At 54.0% G+C, this 20,753-nt stretch carries 14 protein-coding genes; 6 read left to right on the forward strand and 8 right to left on the reverse strand.

All coding sequences use genetic code 11. The features are described 5' to 3' along the window. Window positions 1–98: 98 nt before the first annotated feature. Window positions 99–3,692, reverse strand: a complete 3,594-nt coding sequence (locus LOC67_RS08730; RefSeq protein ID WP_230262206.1) for a PSD1 and planctomycete cytochrome C domain-containing protein — start codon at window positions 3,690–3,692, stop codon at window positions 99–101. 128 nt (window positions 3,693–3,820) lie between these two features. Then, window positions 3,821–4,297, reverse strand: a complete 477-nt coding sequence (locus tag LOC67_RS08735; protein WP_230262207.1) for a DUF1499 domain-containing protein — start codon at window positions 4,295–4,297, stop codon at window positions 3,821–3,823. Between the two features lie 82 nt (window positions 4,298–4,379). Here LOC67_RS08735 and LOC67_RS08740 point away from each other — a divergent pair, with 82 nt between their 5' ends. The 3 genes from LOC67_RS08740 to LOC67_RS08750 all read left to right on the forward strand — a co-directional run bounded on the left by LOC67_RS08740 (window position 4,380) and on the right by LOC67_RS08750 (window position 8,113). Next, a complete protein-coding gene (locus LOC67_RS08740) occupies window positions 4,380–5,708 on the forward strand; it encodes a replication-associated recombination protein A (protein WP_230262208.1) in 1,329 nt (442 codons plus the stop codon). A gap of 63 nt (window positions 5,709–5,771) precedes the next feature. After that, window positions 5,772–6,941, forward strand: coding sequence for an endonuclease/exonuclease/phosphatase family protein (locus LOC67_RS08745; protein WP_230262209.1), 1,170 nt, complete (start codon window positions 5,772–5,774; stop codon window positions 6,939–6,941). 8 nt (window positions 6,942–6,949) lie between these two features. Continuing rightward, the gene (locus LOC67_RS08750; RefSeq protein ID WP_230262210.1) at window positions 6,950–8,113 is read left to right on the forward strand and encodes a glycosyltransferase; all 1,164 of its coding nucleotides are present in this window, start codon (window positions 6,950–6,952) and stop codon (window positions 8,111–8,113) included. Window positions 8,114–8,618: 505 nt separating this feature from the next. Here the strand turns inward: LOC67_RS08750 and LOC67_RS08755 are convergent. Next, window positions 8,619–9,650, reverse strand: a complete 1,032-nt coding sequence (locus LOC67_RS08755) for an ATP-grasp domain-containing protein (protein ID WP_230262211.1) — start codon at window positions 9,648–9,650, stop codon at window positions 8,619–8,621. Then, a complete protein-coding gene (locus LOC67_RS08760) occupies window positions 9,647–10,639 on the reverse strand; it encodes a putative zinc-binding metallopeptidase (protein ID WP_230262212.1) in 993 nt (330 codons plus the stop codon). The genes LOC67_RS08755 and LOC67_RS08760 overlap by 4 nt, the downstream gene beginning before the upstream one ends. 244 nt (window positions 10,640–10,883) lie before the next feature. On the opposite strand from LOC67_RS08760, the gene LOC67_RS27550 reads away from it, so the two are divergent. Then, window positions 10,884–12,107, forward strand: coding sequence for a GTPase (locus tag LOC67_RS27550; protein ID WP_230262213.1), 1,224 nt, complete (start codon window positions 10,884–10,886; stop codon window positions 12,105–12,107). Between the two features lie 261 nt (window positions 12,108–12,368). On the opposite strand, the gene LOC67_RS08770 is transcribed toward LOC67_RS27550, so the two are convergent. Further along, a complete protein-coding gene (locus LOC67_RS08770) occupies window positions 12,369–12,878 on the reverse strand; it encodes a hypothetical protein (protein ID WP_230262214.1) in 510 nt (169 codons plus the stop codon). Then, window positions 12,875–13,606: a DUF2306 domain-containing protein gene (locus LOC67_RS08775; RefSeq protein ID WP_230262215.1), complete on the reverse strand. Its 732-nt coding sequence runs from the start codon at window positions 13,604–13,606 to the stop codon at window positions 12,875–12,877. Before LOC67_RS08775 ends, LOC67_RS08770 begins: the two co-directional genes overlap by 4 nt. A gap of 356 nt (window positions 13,607–13,962) precedes the next feature. On the opposite strand from LOC67_RS08775, the gene LOC67_RS08780 reads away from it, so the two are divergent. After that, window positions 13,963–16,227 (forward strand): hypothetical protein, encoded by a 2,265-nt coding sequence (locus LOC67_RS08780; protein WP_230262216.1) that lies wholly within the window; start codon window positions 13,963–13,965, stop codon window positions 16,225–16,227. 258 nt (window positions 16,228–16,485) lie between these two features. Here LOC67_RS08780 and LOC67_RS08785 read toward each other — a convergent pair whose 3' ends face one another. Both LOC67_RS08785 and LOC67_RS08790 read right to left on the reverse strand, forming a co-directional pair. Then, a complete protein-coding gene (locus tag LOC67_RS08785; protein WP_230262217.1) occupies window positions 16,486–17,526 on the reverse strand; it encodes a lysylphosphatidylglycerol synthase transmembrane domain-containing protein in 1,041 nt (346 codons plus the stop codon). Between the two features lie 108 nt (window positions 17,527–17,634). Beyond that, window positions 17,635–18,858: a Tm-1-like ATP-binding domain-containing protein gene (locus LOC67_RS08790; RefSeq protein WP_230262218.1), complete on the reverse strand. Its 1,224-nt coding sequence runs from the start codon at window positions 18,856–18,858 to the stop codon at window positions 17,635–17,637. A 304-nt stretch (window positions 18,859–19,162) separates the two neighbouring features. Here LOC67_RS08790 and LOC67_RS08795 point away from each other — a divergent pair, with 304 nt between their 5' ends. After that, window positions 19,163–20,716 (forward strand): sulfatase family protein, encoded by a 1,554-nt coding sequence (locus LOC67_RS08795; protein ID WP_230262219.1) that lies wholly within the window; start codon window positions 19,163–19,165, stop codon window positions 20,714–20,716. Window positions 20,717–20,753 lie beyond the last annotated feature (37 nt).

The following is a 20,753-nucleotide window of genomic DNA, read 5'->3' on the forward strand; positions in this document are numbered from 1 at the left end:
CGGTTCAGTTTCGCGATTGTCGGAAGGATTCGTACGACGCTTTTGAGCGGCAGGTGGCTTTGAGATTTAACGCCTTTGCCAGATCAGTATTTAACAACTCAGTAATTAACAACTTCGTCTAGATTTAGCAGTGTGCTGGCGATCATCATCCAAGCCGCATGTTCGCTTTCGGACAGGCCCGCTTGCGAGACATCGTCAACCGACAGCAGATCTTTGGCCGCGTTCTCGTCAGCAAGATAGGCATCGCGCAGCTCTGTTAGCAAACGCTGTAGTTCGCTGATTTCGGCTTCGCTGGGCAGTCGAGAAGTGACCGTTTCAAACATCCAACGCAAGCGTTCTTCATCGGGTGCGGCATCGGTATCGTTGAAAGCTCGAATCGCGAGATGCTTGGAGGCCTTCAAATACTGGTGCTCATTCATCAACACCAAGGCTTGCAGCGGCGTATTGGTCCGCTCGCGACGCGCGGTACACGATTCACGACTAGGCGCATCGAACGTCGACATCTGCGGCGGAGGACTGGTGCGTTTCCAAAAGATGTAAACGCTTCGGCGCAGTCGTTTTTCGATCTCTTTGTCGGCTTTGAAATTTGCCGTGTTGCTACGGGTATAGCCGACGGCGTACCACAATCCGTCCGGTTGAGGCGGCTTGACGCTGGGACCAGAGGATTGCTCGTTAAGCAGACCTGCTAAAGACAACGCTTGGTCGCGTAGCACCTCGGCGTCCAATCGATAGCGAGGCCCACGGGACAACAGACGGTTCTTCGGATCGATCGCTAACTGGTTTTGATCGATTGACGAATCACGACGATAAGCATCGCTCATCACCATCTGCTTGATCAACCGTTTCAAGTCCCAGCCGTTTTGCTGAAAATCGACTGCCAACCAATCCAAAAGTGCTTGGTGACTTGGTGGTTCACCTTGGCTGCCGAAGTCCTCACTGGATTTCACCAGTCCGACGCCGAACAACCATTGCCAAACCCGATTGACAACGACGCGGGAGGCCAAGGGATGATCGGGTGATGTCAGCCATTTTGCTAACCCCAATCGATCACGCGGCAAGCCTTCGACCATCGCCGGCAGAAACTCGGGAACCGCACGATCGACCGGTTCGCCGGGTTGGTCGTACTGACCGCGATTAAGAATATGAGCCTGCCGAGGTGTGGCCAACTCTTTCCAGACCAGCGTGGTCGGGATGTCGTTGTTCATCTCCTCCTTGGCTTTTTCCAGCCCCGCGATCATGTCTTCAATGGCCGTCCAATCCGGATGTTCGCAAACAGCTTTGCGATAGTAAGTACGGATCGATTGCTGTTGCTCTTCAGAACGTTGATCGGGCGGATGAGAAACCAGTTCTGCAATTTGCATGGGGGCAGGAATCGCAGGTGACCGAAACGCATACGTCAACTGAATCGGGCGAGACTGCGATACGGATTTGATATACAGATCGTTGTCGCCTTCGCGAAGCTCCAATCGATAGCTGTGGGATAACGGTTTTAGAGGCCCAGTCTCTTTGGTGATCTGCAAACGTTTATTGTTGAGATAGATCACATGGCCGTCGCTCGTCCCGAGCAAAAGATCGACAGTCTGTGCCTTGGGCGATGTCAGTTTCTGATAAAGCACATTGACGTTGACTGCATCGCTTTCGCTGGGCAATGAATGGACTGCGACCGGCGAGAAATCACTGCGTTCGGACCAAGTCAGTTCTTTGTCGCGGTACTTGAATTTCTCATCTGGCTTGAATTGGCGCTGTTCTGAAACGAAGACTCGAGAATAGCCAGGGCTTTCGCTTTCGACCGTGAAGGGCCCCGCCAAATACGCATTACCTAATTTGATCTGATCGTCGACGCCGATCTGTGGCGGTGCGTCTGACAAACTGAATCGCATCGCATGGAACTGATGCTTGGCGTAAACCGATTGGAAGTCCAATGTGAAACGCAACTTGCTGGGCTGTTCGGCAAGCCTGTCAGACAACTCAAGGCTTCTGAATTGGACTTTCCGCGAACCTTTGGTTTGGTGCCCAGCCACGGCCCAACCTTGGCCATCCGTTTTTCCATCAATCGCGTTTTCGACCTTGAATTGATCACCGTCTTGTTCGATGTCCGCCATCGCATCAGTGATAAGAACGTGCTTCCATTCGTCTCCCACCATCACGTCGATGCCGAATTCGGTCAAAACCGCATTGCCATTGGACGATATCCCAACGCGATCGGATTCAGGGTCCGGCAAGACGTCCATGACGATCGTTTGCCACCGATGTGACATGAAGGATTCATCCAAGGGAATCTCTACCAGCAACGTCGCCTTGTCGTTCGCCGGGCGATTGGAAATGACAATGCCTTCGTCGTCGATGGTCAGACTCTCGTGAGATACCTCGCTTGCCGACCCCGGGATCAGTGCCTTTGAGTGAACGACGGTTTCGGAATCCGGCTGTTGCGAAATCGAAATCTCCCAGCTTCGCTGCGCCGCATCGACCGACTCGATCGGGCCTTCCATCTCCAGCTTTAGATCAACGATTTGCTGATCAAATTCGGCAAGTTGCGCCAGCTGATCTTCACTAGGGACTCGGATTACAGGCGGGTGATCCTTTTTGTTGCCGTCGAGAGCTTGTCCGTCCAAGCTGTTAAAAAACGCACTTAAAGAGTAGTAGTCCTTCTGTCGAATCGGATCGAACTTGTGATCATGACAGACGGCACACTGGGTCGTCAGTCCCAGAAAAATAGTGCCAAAGGAATCGGTACGATCGATCACATTGCGAGCGAAGACTTCCTCGTAGATTGATCCGCCTTCACTGGTCGTGACGTTCAGTCGGTTGAAGCCACTGGCAATTTGCTGAGCTTGCGTGGCGTCGGGAAGCAAGTCACCGGCAAGTTGTTCGATGATGAATTGGTCAAACGGCATATCGTTGTTGATCGCATCGATCACCCAATCACGATAAGGCCACATCTCCCGATAGTTGTCCAGGTGTAGCCCATGGGTATCGGCGTAACGAACCAAGTCTAACCAATACCTGCCGAAGTGCTGGCCAAATGCTGGTGTGGCCAGCATTTCGTCGACCAACCGCTCATATTGAAAATCGTCACGATGCAGGCGATCGATTTGTTGGCGCGTCGGTGGCAATCCCGTTAGACCAAGACTGACGCGGCGCAACAAAGTTGACGGCGAAGCTTGCGAATTGCCAACCAGCCCTGCGACACGAATCTTGGCATCGATGAAATGGTCAATCGGATTTTTCGTGTCCGGCGGCAACACTGCCTTTTGAGGAGCTTCAAAGGCCCAATGCTCCTGAACCTGTCCGCCTTGTTCGATCCAACGCCGCAGGGTGTCCTTCTGAATGTCAGATAGCGGTTTGCCGTATTCTGGTGGCGGCATCAAGGTTTCGTCATCGGCAAGCAATCGACTGACCAGTTCACTTTGATCAGGTTTGCCGGCTTCGATTACGGAGTGAACACCCTCGGAGCTATCCAGACGCAAATCGGCTTCACGCTTGGCCTCGTCGGGACCATGACAGGCGAAACAGTGATCCGAAAGGATCGGACGAACATCACGCTGGTAGTCCAGCGGCGCGGCCACCTGATCCTGATCGGAAACGCTGGTCGTCGCCTGCAGGGGTGTCGAGATCGTGTAAACGAGACCGATCACTGCACCAGCGATACCGAGACGACTGGCATTGGAAAAACGGTTGGATCGATTGACCATAATCAGGAGGGTGTGGCCGAAGGAGGGAGCGTAGACGCTACAGCAAATTTTAGCCGATCGCTTTGCCTTTCGTCGGCAAACATCCCAGAACAATGACCGATCATCGACAATCGGTCACGCTTTTGCCGTTAAGGTGCCTCCGAAGCGACCCCCTTGGTGAGTTCGATCAGATTTCGTGGGTTCTGCCCCAAGTCGCCCTTTCCAACTCGCGACTGGCTGGTCGCATCGATCCGGCATCCCGACTGGTCCGGATCAGGCACGATTGAGACGTGTACGTCATCGACAAAACGAAATAACGGCGTCGTTCTCGTTAGATGCATCGTCCGATTCGAATCGTCGTTGTGCACACTTTCAACATTCCAGTTTGTTTGCGAGTCGACCCAATCCCGAATTCGGCGATCGGCTTCATCGACGGAGACGCCCATTTGCAGAGGTTGCAACAACCGGTTGTCGCTTTCAGGTGATAAACGCGCACTGTTTTGTGTCCAGTCGCGGCTCCAATCATCGACACGCCAAGCGATCGCCGCCAAAATGGCGATCGTGATCGCCAATGCGATCCATCCGATCATTTTCATCTTCCAAAATGTGTTTGGGATTCGTTTCAACTAGGTGCTTTCACTTGGGCTCCGAACAGCCCACCTGACACTGGTCGGACGTTCCAATTTCAACCGCCGACCTTCCTCTCTGATGACAGATACGCCTTCCCTTTTCGAAGCCCAAGAGTCGGACCATTTGGAAGCGGCTAAACCGTTAGCTGCGCGGATGCGACCAAAGTCGCTTGCCGAATATGTCGGCCAGCAGCATATCTTAGGACCGGGGAAACTACTGCGCAGGATGGTTGACGCAGGCAAGCTGGGATCGATCATCCTTGCCGGGCCTCCCGGAACAGGAAAAACGACGCTGGCGAATCTGCTGGCAAGCGAAACCGGCAGCCGTTTTCGTCCACTCAGTGCGGTCACCGGTGGCGTGAAGGAAGTGCGTGAAGCACTCGCCTGGGCGAAAGACTTGGTCGCGACCGGCGAACCCGCTCCCGTACTGTTCATTGACGAAATCCATCGCTTCAGCAAAAGCCAACAAGACGCTTTACTGCCCGACGTCGAGGAGGGCATCGTCTCGCTAATCGGCGCGACGACTAGCAACCCTTACTTTGCCGTCAACGGAGCCTTGATCAGTCGTAGCCATGTCTTTCAACTGCAGACCTTGGCCGCCGAAGAAATCGAATCTCTGCTGCGACGTGCTCTCGGTGACAAGGTTCGAGGGCTGGGCAACCTTCATGTCGAAATCGAAGACAGCGCCCTCGAACTGTTGGCCAGTGTCTGTGAAGGCGATGCCCGAAGGGCGTTGACTTCATTGGAAATTGCGGTCGCCAGTAGCGCTAGCACACCACCCAAAGTTGACGTTTCCGCAGCCGCTGAATCGATTGGCAAACGTGTCGCCGGATACGACGGAACGGGTGACGATCACTACGACTTGGTCAGCGCGATGATCAAAAGCATTCGCGGAAGCGATCCCGACGCCGCTCTGTACTGGCTGGCTCGAATGTTAGAAGGCGGCGAAGACATCCGTTTTCTCTGTCGACGCCTCGTTATCTTGGCCAGCGAGGACATCGGCAACGCTGATCCACATGCCCTGCCTTTGGCCGTCGCCTGTATGCAAGGATGCGAGTTTATCGGGTTACCCGAAAGCCAACTCTTGCTCTCGCAAACCGCCGCCTATCTTTCTTTGGCTCCCAAAAGCAATGCCGCAACGGTCGCCATCGGGAAGGCCCGTAAAGACGTGCGCGAAAAGAAACTGCTTGCCGTCCCCCAGCATTTGATGGACGCACACTCGACGACCGCCGCCAAACAGGGGCGGGGGGAAGGGTACATCTACAGCCACGATTGCCCTGATGGTATCGCGGCCCAAGACTACTTAGGTTCCAGCCGAACCTACTACGAACCCGTCGAACGGGGGTTTGAACGCGATCTGCAAAAGCGAAAAGAATGGATCCGACGCAGGCTCAAGGGCGAATCCTGAGTACCCTAGTGCGTCCTCGTTGCTTTCACCACTGACACAAAACCATCCCAGCGATCCATCATCATGATGCTTCATCGTCTGCTCGCCTTCACAATCATCCTAAGCGTTTCGCCCCTGATGGCGCAAGACAAATTGCGGATCGCAACATTCAACGTCTCGCTGTATGGAAAGTCTGCATCGGAGATACGCGATCGGCTTGCGAGCAAAGACGATGCCCAAGCTCAAAACATCGCCCGGATCGTGCAGACGGTACGCCCCGATATCCTGCTCATCAACGAACTCGATTACGACCAAGACTCGGTCGTCGCATCACGATTGGCAACCAACTACTTCGCCATCGGGCAAACCGATACCAATGGCGAATCACTCGAAGGGATCGACTACCCGTATTTCTTTAGTGCACCAAGCAACACCGGAATCGATTCCGAATTGGACTTGAACAACGACGGTAAACGACACAGTCCCAACGACGCCTTCGGATACGGAATCTATCCGGGCCAGTATTCGATGACCGTGTTCAGCCGCTTTCCGATCAAACGATCAGAACTGCGCACATTTCAAAACTTCGCTTGGAGCCAAATGCCTGGAGCGATTCGGCCGGTCGTCCCATCGACAGGCGATTTCTATTACGACGATGCGACTTGGTCAAAGCTCCGCCTAAGTAGCAAAAATCACATCGATGTTCCCGTTCAAGTGGGTGACACGACAATTCACATCCTCGCAAGCCATCCGACTCCACCTGTTTTCGACGGACGTGAAGACCGCAACGGGGCACGCAATCACGACGAGGTGCAGTTTTGGGTGAACTACCTTCAAGACGACACCGAAAGCAAAGGCTGGCTAGTCGATGATGCGGGCCAAACAGGTGGACTGTCCGAACAAGCTCGGTTTGTTGTGATGGGTGATCTGAACGCCGATCCGATTGATGGCAGCGGTCGGCGCGAAGCGATCCAGAGCTTGATTGCCCACCCACGCGTCAATGATGTTGAACCCAAGTCAACTGATGATGCGATCAATGACCGACAAAGTAAGTTCAAAGGGAAAGGCGACTTGGCAACCAAGACTGCCGACTGGGGACGCAACGGATTCATGCGAGTTGACTATGTATTGCCCAGCAGCAACCTGAATGTCATCGACAGCGGTGTGTTTTGGCCTGCAAGCAGCGATGCGAAATCCAAATGGGCCTCGGCCAGTGATCACCGCATGGTCTGGATCGAGGTATCAAAACCTTGACTATTGGGATGGCCTCGTCACGGAGTTTGAATCAACGAAAACGCGTCTTGCTAATGATCAGCTCGATGCGTGGCGGTGGCAGCGAACGTCAAGTCTTGTTGCTAGCCCAACATCTATCCCGAGATCACTTCGAACCTCATTTATACCTGTCCGAGGCTGCCGGTCCCTTTCTAGATCAGGTTCCCAATGACGTCCAAATCCATCCCTATCAGGCTTCGTCGGCGCGGCAGCTTTACTTCCCAGGTCGCGCCCTTCGCGAGCAAACCGCATATGTCCGTCAACTGATTCGCGACAATCAAATCGACGCGGTGTATGACCGAACCTTTCATATGTCAATTCTGGCCGGTCAGGCAGCGCGTGGTATTCGACGCGTATCAACGATCGTCAGCCCACCCCATCTAGCCTTACCGGCTGTCGAGAGTCGATTTATTGGGCTGAAACGTCGAAGGTTGGCCAAGTCGTATCGCTGCTCCGACGTTGTTGTCGCGGTGAGCCATCAAGCCGCCGAATCGGCCGAGCAGTATTACGGACTTCGTCCAGGCAGCGTGCAAGTCATCCCCAATCCCGTCGTCGTTTCACAATCTTTCCGCGACGATCTTGATCATGCTTCCTCCGACCCGAACACGACCAAACTGGTTTGCGTCGGACGAATGACGTCTGAGAAAGGGCACAGCGACTTAATCGAAGCACTCGCGACGGTCATCAAACATTGGCCTCAGGAACGCCCTCGTCTTCAACTCCGGCTTGTTGGCGACGGAATCCTGCGTCCAAACCTGGAAGCGCAGGTGCAACAATTGGGACTGCAATCCCACTGTCAATTCCTCGGCCATCTCGACAATGCCACCGAAGAAATCCGCTCAGCTGATGCGTTGGTTTTGCCATCGCGTTTCGAAGGGATGCCAAACGTGGTCTTAGAATCGATGGCTCTTGGGACACCGGTGATTGCGACACGAGCAGGCGGGACCACTGAGTTGCAGCATGACGAACCGACCGCGTTTTGGGCGGATGTTGCCAAGCCAGATTCAATCGCGACGGCGATTCTTGAATTTGCAAAGCATGCTGAACGAGCCAATCAGCATCGTCGTGCGGCATTGAAAATGATCAAAGAGCATCATGATCTTGGCAAAGCCATCGCCAGAATAGAATCGCTGTTGGACCCAGAACGTGGATAGCGCGTTTCGATTCAGTGCTAACACCCATTAGCCGCTTCGGCGTTAGCCGCGGTTGAAAGAACCTAGATGCACGCCAACCCCACATAACCGACGCTAACGCGTTTCGGCTCAGGGCGAACCACCATGAGCCGCTTCGGCGCTAGCCGCGGTTGAAAAAACCTGAATGCACGCCAAGCCCACGTAACCGACGCTAGCGCGTTTCGGCTCAGGACTAGCAACCATCAGCCGCTTCGGCGTTAGCCGCGGTTAAAAGTACCTGTATGCAACCCAACCCCACATAACCGACGCTAGCGAGTTTCGGCTCAGGGCAAACCACCATGAGCCGCTTCGGCGCTAGCCGCGGTTGAAAGCACCTGAATGCAACCCAAGCCCACATAACCGACACTAACGCGTTTCGGCTCAGGACGAACCACCATCAGCCGCTTCGGCGTTAGCCGCGGTTGAAAGTACCTGAATGCAAACCAAGCCCACATAACCGACGCTAGCGCGTTTCGGCTCAGGGCGGCTACAAATTCGTCATCCACGCGGCCTTATAACGCAGGCCTAAATTTAGGATTCGTTGCAACAAGGCTTCATACGGAATTCCAACTCGTTCGGCCGACTCGGAAAAATCCTCGCCGTATTCGATGTTGGGATTGGCATTGGCTTCTAAAACATACACATCACCGGAATCGGTCAGCCGCAAATCCATCCGCGCATAACCGCTCATGTTCAATGCACGGTAAACGCGTTTGCAAATCTTGGCGACCTTCTCGCCGGCTTCACCGCGAAGGTCAGCGGCCTCGTGAGTCGTGATCCCGTGCTTCTCTTGATACTTGCGATTCCATTTGACTTGGCTGGTCGCAATTCTCGCGGTGTCATCGGGCATCTTTCCAAAGTCCATTTCCCACGCGGGAAAGGTCTGCAACCGCTGGTTGCCGATCACCCCGACATAGATCTCGCGTCCTTCGATGTATTGTTCGACGATGGCGTCATCCCCGGCATGTTCGTGCACGAAGCTCACACGATCAACAAGTTGTTCATCGGTGCGCACGATTGACGCTTGGCTAATCCCGAACGAAGCGTCCTCGGTGACAGACTTAACAAACAGCGGAAATTCCAATTTTTTGGGACGATGAACGGTCCGCCCGACAGGGAAAACGGTAAACCGCGGCGTGGGGATGCGATGGTACGTGAGAATCTTTTTGCTAAGCGCTTTGTCTTTGCTAAGTAACAACCCACGTGGATTGCAGCCGGTATAGGGCTGCTGCATCAATTCCAGATAACTGATGATCGCGAAATCGTACGTCACGACCCCGTGGAATTCTTCTAGCAACATGAACGTGATGTGCGGCTTGAATTCCGTCAGCGCGTCTCGGATCGGGGCCAAGTCATCGTAAACGCCGATGGGCAGGACTTCGTGCCCCAGATGCCGAAGGGTGTCACAAACGTCAAATTCGGCTTTCCAAGCGTCAAGCTCTTTTTCGGAGATGCCATCCAGCGTTAACGGGGGAACATGACCAGCGCGGACAAGGACTAACACACGCAGTTTGTTCACATCATCACCCGTCTATGGCCCGAATTGAGATAATTGCTCGTTCGAAGGGCCACCAAAATCATCGCGTCACGTTTACAGACATCAGCACTGGTGCCCAACCTCAGTTCTAGTTCTCGGCACCGCTCGATCATTTCCTGCAGAACTTGATCGACCATATACGAGTATGCCCCGGTCCAATCCGCGACGACCCTCCGGATCTCTCCACGCCATTGTGACAGCAACGCCGCTGCGGTTGGATTACGACGGTGAGACCGGTCGCAAGAAAAAAGCTTGCGAAGATCTTTATCATAAACATTCGGATAATCCATTCCGTAGTGTTCGCGTTTGCGGCGATAGTGGGTCCGCAAGGTGCGGCGAATCTGGCTGACGGGATCCAGCGTTTGCTTGGACTGCACCACCGGAGATTTTCCGGCAATGCTGTTCATGAAATCGTCGACGTATTCAAGCTTTTTGATCGCTGGCCAATTGCGGTAGCGGGCTTTCCAACGACCTTTCTTGGGCAGCCAAACCGCAAACGTTTCCGCAAAATCCTCCAACGGATGCGCTTGGGCATACCACATTTCCAGGTGCAAAACGTAATCACGGGTCTGAGGATTTGGCTTGTAGAACTCCGGATAGGGCTCGGACGCTTTGCCAAACAGTTCTCGATAGCGAGACTTTCGACGGATCTGAAAAGCCGTGTCGATCGCGTGCCCCGTCTCGTGCCGCAGGATTTTCATGCACCACTGCTTGGTGCCACCTTCGACCTCCAGCAACTGTTTTCGCTCCAATCGACACAATCGAGGATGGGCCAGATAGAACGGAATCGCGATTCCCGGTATACCATCGGGAGAGAACCAATCTTCGCTCAGCCAGAAATGCGGTCGGAATTTCAACCCTCGATCGGCCAGCTCGCGATTTAGCTGATCGATACGGGTTTCCAAGATGGTGTCGCGGATCGATAGCTTCAGATCGCAGATTCGCATGTCCAACAATTCATCGTCAGACATCGACGCTAGATCCGGCACTCTTCCGCCCATGGTCCTCTATTAACTTTTTCAATAGTCGTCGGAAACGGATTCTACGTCTGAATGAACTCGAACATTGCCGCGCGACGATCGCTAACGCTGGTCAACTGCAAACCGATCTTGAAGTCATGCTTGCGAGTTCAATCAAGACAACCACTTCCTCAACGATAGGTCATCATACGATGATGGCGAGTCTAACAAGGTAACCGCATCAAAACAAACTCGCGTGAACCAGACAACAGCGATTCATGATCGATCGCAGACAGTGTGCTGCAAGCTTACCGGCGTCGGGCGTTCTGCCATCGCGGTCGTTGCGATCGAAGGCCCCCATGCGGCCGACTATCTACAGCAATGCTTCCGCACCCAGCACCCGCGCCCACTGTCTGTCGGTGACGTCCGATATGGCACATGGTCGACTCAAGACCAAATCGCTAGTGAATCCGTCGTTGTCGTTCCGATCGCCGCTGACCAATTCGAAATCCACAGCCACGGCGGAACCGCTGCCGCTAAACGAATCGTCGAAGACTTATGCCAGCTTGGTGCCAGCGAAATAAACCCTCAATCGGCTCGTCACATCGACTCGGCCCAGGATTCGTGCCAACATTCAGATCAGTTAGAAAACGACTTTATCGCCGAAGCAGAGCAGGCATTGGTGGCTTGTGTTACCACGAAAACTGCCGCAATTGTCCTCGACCAAGTCCGTGGTGCGATGGGCAGATGGCGTAACAAATCATTGCGTTTGATTGAAGATTCACCGGATCGGCAAGGTCTTCAAACCGTCATCGACGAAGCCGAACAAATCGCTGCGGCGGGAAAAATCGGTGTCCGACTGTCTCGCCCGTTCGACGTCGTGCTCTGTGGACCACCCAATGTCGGCAAAAGCAGCTTGATCAATGCGATGGTGGGGTACGACCGCAGTATCACCATGGATGTCGCAGGAACAACACGCGACGTCTTGGACGCCGAGACTGTTTTCAACGGATGGCCGATTCGATTACGAGACACCGCCGGTTTACATCAAGCCGGCAACGAAATCGAACGCCAAGGCATCGGGCGTGCCCTCGAAGCGGTCAAACAGGCCGACCTGCTGGTGATTGTCAATCAACCGAACGAGGAACACTCCGGCTCGTTTTTTCAGCAAGCCCTGGATGACTTGCAGTCACCGCCTCCGCAGATCAATGTTCTCAACAAAGCAGACTTGGAAGCGGATCGAGCGCCCATTGGGGAGCAGAAACCTGCAAAAGACGAGGACATCGTGCGCACCGTTGCGACGAACGGTGGCGGAATCGAGACGTTGATCAACCGCATACTCGACTGCCTCGTCGCTTCGATTCCCCCCCAAGGTTCTCCGGTGCCAATCAGCGAGCGACAGCTTCAATGGGTGCAGGGACTTGCCAAAGCGAGTTCTCTGGATGAATTGCGTCAGCGGTTAGTGCAATGTTCCAAATGAAAAGTAGGGTTGCGACCCTATGACCCGCACCACGTCGGCGGCGGTTCTCGCACAAGCAACCAAGACCAACGCCCAATCGGCTGATGGTTGTTGCCCTGAGCCGAAACGCGCTAGCGTCGGTTCTCGCACGAGCAACCGGGGCTAACGCCCATTCGGCTAATCCAAAAACCCAAGCTGCAGCCCTATCAGCCGCACCGCGTTAGCGGCGGTTCTCGCACTGGCAACCGGTGCTAACGCCCAATTCCCTAATCCGAAATGTCGCTAAACGCCAAACCCCGTTCTTTCACGAATCGCTGGCTGATACGTCTTTAGCCACTGGCCGTATTCGATCCAATCACTCTGAAAGAAGATAAAAATCTCTCGGGACTGGCGGTCGACATGAATGGGTAACGGTCTCGCGATCGCGGCTTCTAGCTCATCCGTGCTGTGGGGATTAAGCAACATTCCGTCTAGGATTAAAGCACAAAGGAAATTCGTCGAAGACCGATTTTCGGTGACATCAGCTGGTGGCGTCAAATCAGCAGTTAGTGATACTCCAACCTCACGTCGCGAAAACAACTCCTGGGGCGACTCCTGCGGCCAGGATTCAAGAATCTTATGGCGAGCTTCATCAAACGGCATCAAATCTTGTTGTGGCGTCCCTCGCCCCAAGGATGCGACGGAACCGGACACGGCATCACCTTCCGACGAATCTTGGTTGGACAGATGCATGAAAATGGCTGCGAATAGCAGAACAGACACGATCAATGGCAAAACCAGTAGACGATTCATTTCAATGCCTTGAGGGTTGAAACCGAGGGGACAGGAAGTGTGGAAAGTGGCGGTGCGGCTTGCGCGAATGAGCCTTCGCGAGATGTCGACTTGCGTTTGACCGGAAAGGCGACGCGAATGCTTGACTCGGCGACCCAGACACTCGCCAGAAGACTTAGCCAGACCGACGCGATGTAATCGATGCTGGAGGAAACGGCGGGCAAAACGAGTCCCATCGCGACAAAAATCAGACGAAACCAGACCGCGCCAAGCGTTAGCGAGTACGAACGGATCATCCAGCGTGCATGCTCGGAAACGTTGCCAGCCTGAATCGTGCGATAGCCTCGCCAGGTTGCAAACCACCAAAGGCCAGCGGTGACAGCAAATCCGATTGCCGATGGAAGCCCACCTTTGGGATTCAGGCTTAAGATCAGTCCGGTTGGTGCGGCAAACCAGAGAATCGCGTTCAAATGAACGTATCCCAGCCATCGATGAAAAGTCTTCCAGCGAATGGCTCGACGAAACATCAACAGCGGACCAGTCAACAGACAGACCGTCGACGTCGCCACATGGATATAGAAGGATGTCCGCCAGAGCGGCTGATGTCGCAGGTCACCTTTTTCCAGCAAGAACGTCGCTGTTCGGTCAACACGGAAATAGGCCAACAGACTGACGACAATCGCGGCCGACCCCACTAAAAAGATGAGCGTCCACAGCGTGCGAAACCGGAAGGAAGCGAAGACCAACATCAGACAACTCAGGCAGAGAAACAGCTTTGACGGGTTTAGTATCCCCTGAGGCGGGCAGCGAATCGTCAAAACAATGTCAAATCCGAGTCAAAGGTCTTGGTGACAATGCCAGCTGCCTGACTTTGAAAGTCTGACTGGGACAGCCTGACGCTGGTCGTGAAACTGGTCTTTTAACGATCGGGGCCAATCGCCTATGTTTCACGCGTCAAGTTCCATGTCGAATGCCGCTATTCGCGCCGCGAAAGTTGCCAGATCGTCGCCAGGGCCCAGATCCCCTGCGAAGACGCTGAGATCGATGCGAACCGAACGCTAGGACGAACGAAACAACGACACACTCCCATGGAAGGGATTATTCGATGGACAATCGCTGGCGCACGCAACATGATGCGATTCCGCCTTCGAAACCCGATGCCTACGCGGCGTTTCAGGGCCACGCACCACAGCCCCATCCGTCTTGGCAGCCGCCACAGCAATTTCAGCCGCACGCACAAGCATCGTTCGTTGCTCCGGCTCCAATCACCCGCGATCCGAACGCGGCTGCGATCTATCACCAACTGGCCCAAGCGAATGCGGAAATCATGCGATTGCGTGGCGTCCTTGGGGCCGTTCATGGCGACATGGACCGACGAGTCGCACAGCTTCAGCATCAACTTCATTCGCAAACCGATACTGAAAAAGCTTCTCTGCAAAACCAGATCCGTGATTTGCAAGCAAAGAATGCTGACCTGAATCGCTCGCATCAGCAGCAACTCGACCAACATCGCGAGAGCGACCAATCGCGAATTCGATCATTGCAAACCGAAGTCCACTCGCTCAAACATGAGCTGTCCAACGCCGCGTCAGCCGCTGCGACAGAACAACAGCAGCTGGCTGATCGAATCGAACACCAGAACCAACGTCACCAGGCGATCTTAGCCGAACGCGATCATCAGATCCGTCAACAGGAAACACTGCTGCAGGACGCCGGGTGCCAGATCGAATCGCTGACTCAGCAGCTGGAGCAGTTTCAGCACCGGAATGCGGAATGGATTCGTGCTCACGATAGCGCGAGCGAACTTGCAGAGTGGCTACAAACGCAATGCCGCAAACAATCGCGAGACTTAGTCGCATCCGAAAACGCATATGACCAATTGCACGATGAAGCGATGCGATTGCTGCGTCAACGCGACACAAAAATTCTGAAACTCAACGACACCGTTGAGGTCTTGCAGAACGATCACGAAGAAGTCGAACTGATCAATTCCGATTTGGACCACTGCAATGACCGATTGCGATTCGAAATCGAAGAATTGGTCATCGAGTTGGAGGACCAACTTGTTGCCTCTCAACGGGATCAACAGCAGCTCGTCCAGGCGACACAATCAGTCAGTGACCAGCTGGCGACAACGAATCTAAAGCTCGAATCGGTAACCCGAGAAAAACAAGCGTTGGCCGAAACGATCGCCCAGCACCGTGAACTTGAAGACGAGTTCGACGCCTTGTTGTTTGCCAAAGAACAGGAGATCAGCGCGATCAAGCGAACTGCCGATGACGCGCAGCGCCAATCGGAACAACTTCGCCGCGACAACGCCGCCTCCGTCGGCCAAGGCGACCAACTACGATCGCAAGTTCGTGAGCAGGAAATCGAACTGATTGATCTCCGCCAGCGACTCGCCGAAGCCAACGAACAAGTCGACCACGCGATGGCAGTTGTCGATGAACGCGATCAACAAATCCGCGAAATTCAGACCAGCGTCCGTGCTGCCGAAGCCAACGCGACGCTGCAGCAACACGAAGTGGTGCGTGAATACACCATCGAGATCGACCGGCTGGAAAGCTTGATCGCGAAATTCGAACAAGATGGGCAGTCGCGGGCCGAAGAGGTCGGCGACCTTTCCGAAAAAATCGCGACACTCGAATCTGATTTGAAAACCCGGCAAACGGCGATCGAGTCGCTTTCGGATGAAAACAACCAGTTGCAACAGCAACTCGAATCTTCCCTGCGTAGCCGTGATGACCTTGAAGAAGAGCTCGCTGAAAACACCGAACAGCTAGTACAAACAGGGCTCGCTCTAAAGAAGCTGCGAGAATCCGGAGGGACGCAAGAAATTGAGTCCCAACAATTGCGTCAATCGCTCAACGATCAAGCGACTCAATTGGCCGAGTACGCCGATCGAATTGCGAAACTGCAGTTGACCATCGAGTCGTTGCAAACCGAACGGCGAGATGCGGTAACTGAGGCCCAAATAAATCAGGTCGACCAACCAACACAGGACGATGCCGCAATCCAGTTGCATCATGCCGAAAAGCTTCGCTTGGAACAGGAACTCGTAGCGACACGTGAGCGATATCACCACGCGAACCTAGTCGAACAGCGACGACGGGAATCGGTCGAAGAACAATTGCAGCGTTACGTTGATGAAAACAGCACGTTGTCCAACCGACTTCGTGAGAGCAACATTGAATGCGAGCAGTTGCAACAACGGTTGGAAACATTCGCAGGGTTCGATCAGCCGATCGCGGAAGCAAAACGCCTCAGCCGCGAACTGGCGCGTCATATCTCCCAATTTGCCAGCGAACGAGAATCGTTATACCGCCGAATCGAGCAACTGCATGAACAGCGTCTTCAGCGAGCCGCATAGTTGACGCCCCTCACTTTGGCTTCAACGCAAACCGTTAAAGCCAACCACAGTCAGCACGAAATGGATATCCGACCAACGTTTCTATATGCGTTTAAGGCGATGTGCGAGTGCTGCTGGTTAGAGTCGGACCACGGGAATCGAGTACGAGTACCATTTCATTGAGTACGAGTACGACCGGAAACGAGTACGAATAGGATCAGAAAAATGGCTTGGGGAATCCACCACGCCTTCCCCAAACCCTGACACGGTGCAACCAACTCAAGTTGCAACTTCGTGATTACCTTCGCCGTCATGCTCGGCCTCTTCCAAGCTATCGCGAACCTCTTCGCCAGCAGTCCAATAGAACACGGTCCCTGCGATCGCGATGATGACCTTGACCATTTCGAAGGTCAACGCAATCAAGGTGCCTGATGCCAAGGTCGGTTCAGCAGGGATCAGATGGTAAAGCCATTCGATTGCCGCTTCTAAAACCCCAATCCCTGCCGGAGTGATTGGCAACGCAGACGCCAGCATGCCGATGGGAACGATGATGAAGTGCTCGGCAAAGGTGGGAACAGATGGGTACAAGCTTCGCGCGATCAAATAGATGCTCACCGTCAGCAGCGAATGCACCCCCAGGCTCATCAAGATCGAAACGCCGAATGCGATCGGGTGATGATGGAACATGCGAAGGGGAGGCCCGATCCGATGGACCACCTCGCCGACAACAGGAAGTTTTTCTCCGGCGCGGACCAACCGATCGACGAAAGCTCCACCAAAGACAAGCAGGCATAAAACCGCCGTTCCGATCGCGACCAACAAACCGCTTCCGTAACGAAGTCTCTGCATGTCCTCGGAGTCGACTCCGGAAACCAGATTTCCGCCTTGCAAAACGAACGCGGCCGATGCGAGTAGCAATAACCCATACAAGCCAACGCCGCGATCGACCATCACTGATGCGACCGCCTGAACTCGTTTTCCAGGCCGCCGCTTGGCAAGAAAGATCGCCTTGAACAAGTCTCCGCCGACACTGCCCGCGGAAACGAAGTTCAGCAGAAAACAAATCGCGCCCAGGCGGTGAGCTTCCAGCATGGTCAGCTCGATACCTTGGCAACGGACCAGTAGGCACCAACGAATGAACGACAAGCTGATCGCACCGACGGCCACCAGCAATGCCGACACCAACAACGGGTAGTTCTTCGGGTGCTCGGACAGCGATTCCCACTGTTCCGGTTCCACTCGATAAATCAAGAACACGATTATCCCGAGCGGGATCGCGATCTTGGCTAGCGTCAGGAAAATTTGTCGTGGCGAGTTCATCCGGCGAAGAATAATCCCCGATCCGCGTTCCGAAAAGCCATCAAAGACGGGAAAAGCCCATCATCAACGGCCTACCGGACCGAATCGCAGCACAACGGCGTCTGTCGGTTAGACCGAATCGGTGTGGGCGCGAATATTCGCTAATAAAGTCTCCGCACATTGACGAGCGAAAGCTTCGTCGTTGATCGTGCAGTCCTCCCGGATCACTTCAATCTCGCTGCGGAGCCTCCCCGTCAGACTTTCGAAAAGGGCTTTGTCAGCATCCGGATCATGAAACGGTTCGCCCGACGCACTGATCACACTGATTGCTTTTGTCGGAAGCAAGACTGACACGGGAGCGGGGTACCGATTGATCTTCTCAGCAATGATCCTTCCCAATTCAGTGCATTCGTCAGGTGTCGTCCGCATCAAAGTGATCTGCGGGTTGTGCACATAAAATTTTCGGCCATGAAACCTTTCAGGGATCGAATCGCGTTCGCCGAAGTTAACCATGTCCAGACACCCTGGAACCACAATCGCGGGAACCGCTGCCTTGGCGGCCGCGTCGAGTCGATTAGGCCCGGCAGCCAGTACCCCACCGACCAGCTCGTCCGCCCATTCGGTCGTCGTGATATCTAAAACGCCGGCTACCATTCCACTTTCGATCAGTGACTCCATCGCCTGGCCGCCCGATCCTGTGGCATGAAAGACGAGCACTTCGTAGCCGGCGTCTTCGAGAATCGATTTCGCCGCGTTCACACATTCGGTGGTGTTTCCGAACATGCTCGCCACGATCAGTGGCCGATCGTCGTCATCGACCGGTTGTTCGGCTTCCACCATGCCGCAAATCGCACCGGCCGCGCGGGTAAAAATCAGTCGTGAGACTCGATTCAAGCCGTTGATGTCAACCACGCTTGGCATCATCGTGATGTCTTTTGTACCGACGTAGTGAGCGATGTTGCCACTCGCCATCGTCGAAACCATCAGCTTTGGGAAACCGATCGGCAGGGCTCTCATCGCTGCGGTACCGATTGCAGTCCCGCCGCTGCCACCGAGCGAAATGACACCATCGATCCGTCCTTCCTCGTACAGCTGCAGCATCAGCTTTGACGCTGCGATCGACATCACCGACACGCATTCGCCACGATCTTTCCTCGCTCGCACAATTTGCAGATCCATCCCCGCTGCATCGGCAACCTGATCACGAGTGATATCCACAGCGACTTGCGGCGGAGCGAACGTACCGACATCGATTAGCAGTGGAATGTGCCCGCGCTGACGAATCAATTTGGCAACGAATTCATGTTCGATTCCTTTGCTGTCCAACGTCCCCAACACTGCTATCGTCGCCACGAAGATTCTCCTACAAGGAATTCCACGATCCGCTTACACCTGATCGCGATTCAAAGCCGCCACCGAATCGGCATGCTTGAATTCTTCCAACATACCGATCGATCCTATTGTCAGTTCAATAGCGACGATGTGCAAATGGTGACAGTTGACTGTCAGTTTTTCGATCAGGGACCGAATGATTATCAGCTACAATGTTGCTCTCATTGAAACCGGATTCAAGCTGACGCCAATAGCATCAATCCCACAACAACGGATGCGTTGGTCAACGTCTCAACCTACAACTTTTTCTCCGATGAGTCCCTCCATGATTGTTGCTCGGTTGACTTATATCTTGGCGATTGGCATTTCGCTGTTGTCGATATGCTGCCGTGCTAGCGGTGCTGAGCGTCCCAACGTTGTCATTGTTTATACCGACGATCAGGGCTTCGGAGATTGCAGTGCGCTTAACTCGAATGCGAAATTCGAAACGCCCAACTTGGATCGCTTGGCGGAGCAAGGCATCCTTTTTACCAACGCCCACTCGGCTGACTCCGTCTGTACGCCCTCGCGTTATGGACTGCTAACGGGACGCTACTGTTGGCGAACATCTTTAAAACGAGGAGTGATGGGAGCCGAAGGTGAATGCTTGATCGCAGAAAAGCAACCAACCATCGCCAGCTTCTTGCGAGACCAAGGATACGCAACAGCCATGGTCGGGAAATGGCATTTGGGGATGGATTTCCCAGGCCAAGACCATCAATCTCGTGACTGGACGAAGCCTGTTGTGAATATGCCGCTGGACAAAGGATTCGACTATTTCTTTGGCGTTCCGGCCTCATTGAATTACGGCGTCTTGGCATGGTTTGAAGGCCGTTTCGCGGCGAGCCCTCCGACGCTATTCACTGCCAAGAAACCGAACCAGCGACATGTCGACTATCGAATCATGCCGCCCTATCAAGCCACACCACAACAGACCGAACAAATCCTGGGCAAACCGGGAATGGAAGTGGCTGCCGATTTCATCGACAACCAATGCCTAACAAAGTTCACCGACAAATCGATCAACTGGATGCGATCACATCATGCCGATCATCCCGACCAGCCGTTCTTCCTGTACCTGCCACTGACGTCACCGCATTACCCGGTTTGTCCGCTACCCGATTTTTATCAACACGGCGACTGCGGTGGGTATGGCGAGTTCATGATCGAAACCGACTTCCATATTGGACGTGTCCTATCGTTCCTGTCTGAGTCTGGACTCGACCAAAACACGTTGGTCTGTGTGACCAGTGACAACGGGCCTGAAAACTCATGGAGAGCGCGAATAAAAGAATTCGGCCATCGCAGCAATCTACACTTTCGTGAAGGAAAACGATCGGTTTATGAAGGCGGTCACCGGGTCCCAATGATCATCCGTTGGCCGCAGGGCATCGACTCGCCAGGCCGTACGGTTGATTCGCTGGTGGGGCAAATTGATTTGTTCGCGACCGTCGCCGAACTTGTCAAACCTGACAGCGAAGGGGTCGGACCGGATAGCCATAGCTTCGCAACCACCCTGATCGATGCGAACGCCTCACATCACCGATTGCCGTTGATCAACCATGGTGCCAAAGGCAGATTCGCGATCACCGAAGGGGACTGGAAGCTGGTCCTTCCACACGGCAATCAGTCAGGCGAACTTTATAATTTGGCCGCCGACCCCAGCGAAACAAAAAACCTTGCCAGGACACACCCCAGGCGAGTTGACGAACTTCGTGAAAAGGCAACCAATATCGTTGTCAATGGAGGGACAATGCCCGGCGTCAAACAAAGCAACGATACCACTTACTGGGACGATCTCACTTGGATTTCAGAATCCGAATATGAATCGCCACGTTGATCCGATAGGGCCAGATCAGCGACGTCGTACACAGAAG

The sequence above is a fragment of the Stieleria sp. JC731 genome (assembly GCF_020966635.1).
Taxonomy (GTDB): domain Bacteria; phylum Planctomycetota; class Planctomycetia; order Pirellulales; family Pirellulaceae; genus Stieleria.

Excerpts from the sequence above, each read along its gene's own strand:
- LOC67_RS08780 (WP_230262216.1), top strand. The coding sequence starts at position 13,963 with ATGGACAATCGCTGGCGCACGCAACATGATGCGATTCCGCCTTCGAAA.
- LOC67_RS08730 (WP_230262206.1), bottom strand. The coding sequence starts at position 3,692 with ATGGTCAATCGATCCAACCGTTTTTCCAATGCCAGTCGTCTCGGTATC.
- LOC67_RS08745 (WP_230262209.1), top strand. The coding sequence starts at position 5,772 with ATGATGCTTCATCGTCTGCTCGCCTTCACAATCATCCTAAGCGTTTCG.
- LOC67_RS08740 (WP_230262208.1), top strand. The coding sequence starts at position 4,380 with ATGACAGATACGCCTTCCCTTTTCGAAGCCCAAGAGTCGGACCATTTG.
- LOC67_RS08750 (WP_230262210.1), top strand. The coding sequence starts at position 6,950 with ATGGCCTCGTCACGGAGTTTGAATCAACGAAAACGCGTCTTGCTAATG.
- LOC67_RS08760 (WP_230262212.1), bottom strand. The coding sequence starts at position 10,639 with ATGTCTGACGATGAATTGTTGGACATGCGAATCTGCGATCTGAAGCTA.
- LOC67_RS08770 (WP_230262214.1), bottom strand. The coding sequence starts at position 12,878 with ATGAATCGTCTACTGGTTTTGCCATTGATCGTGTCTGTTCTGCTATTC.
- LOC67_RS08775 (WP_230262215.1), bottom strand. The coding sequence starts at position 13,606 with ATGTTGGTCTTCGCTTCCTTCCGGTTTCGCACGCTGTGGACGCTCATC.
- LOC67_RS08785 (WP_230262217.1), bottom strand. The coding sequence starts at position 17,526 with ATGAACTCGCCACGACAAATTTTCCTGACGCTAGCCAAGATCGCGATC.
- LOC67_RS08795 (WP_230262219.1), top strand. The coding sequence starts at position 19,163 with ATGATTGTTGCTCGGTTGACTTATATCTTGGCGATTGGCATTTCGCTG.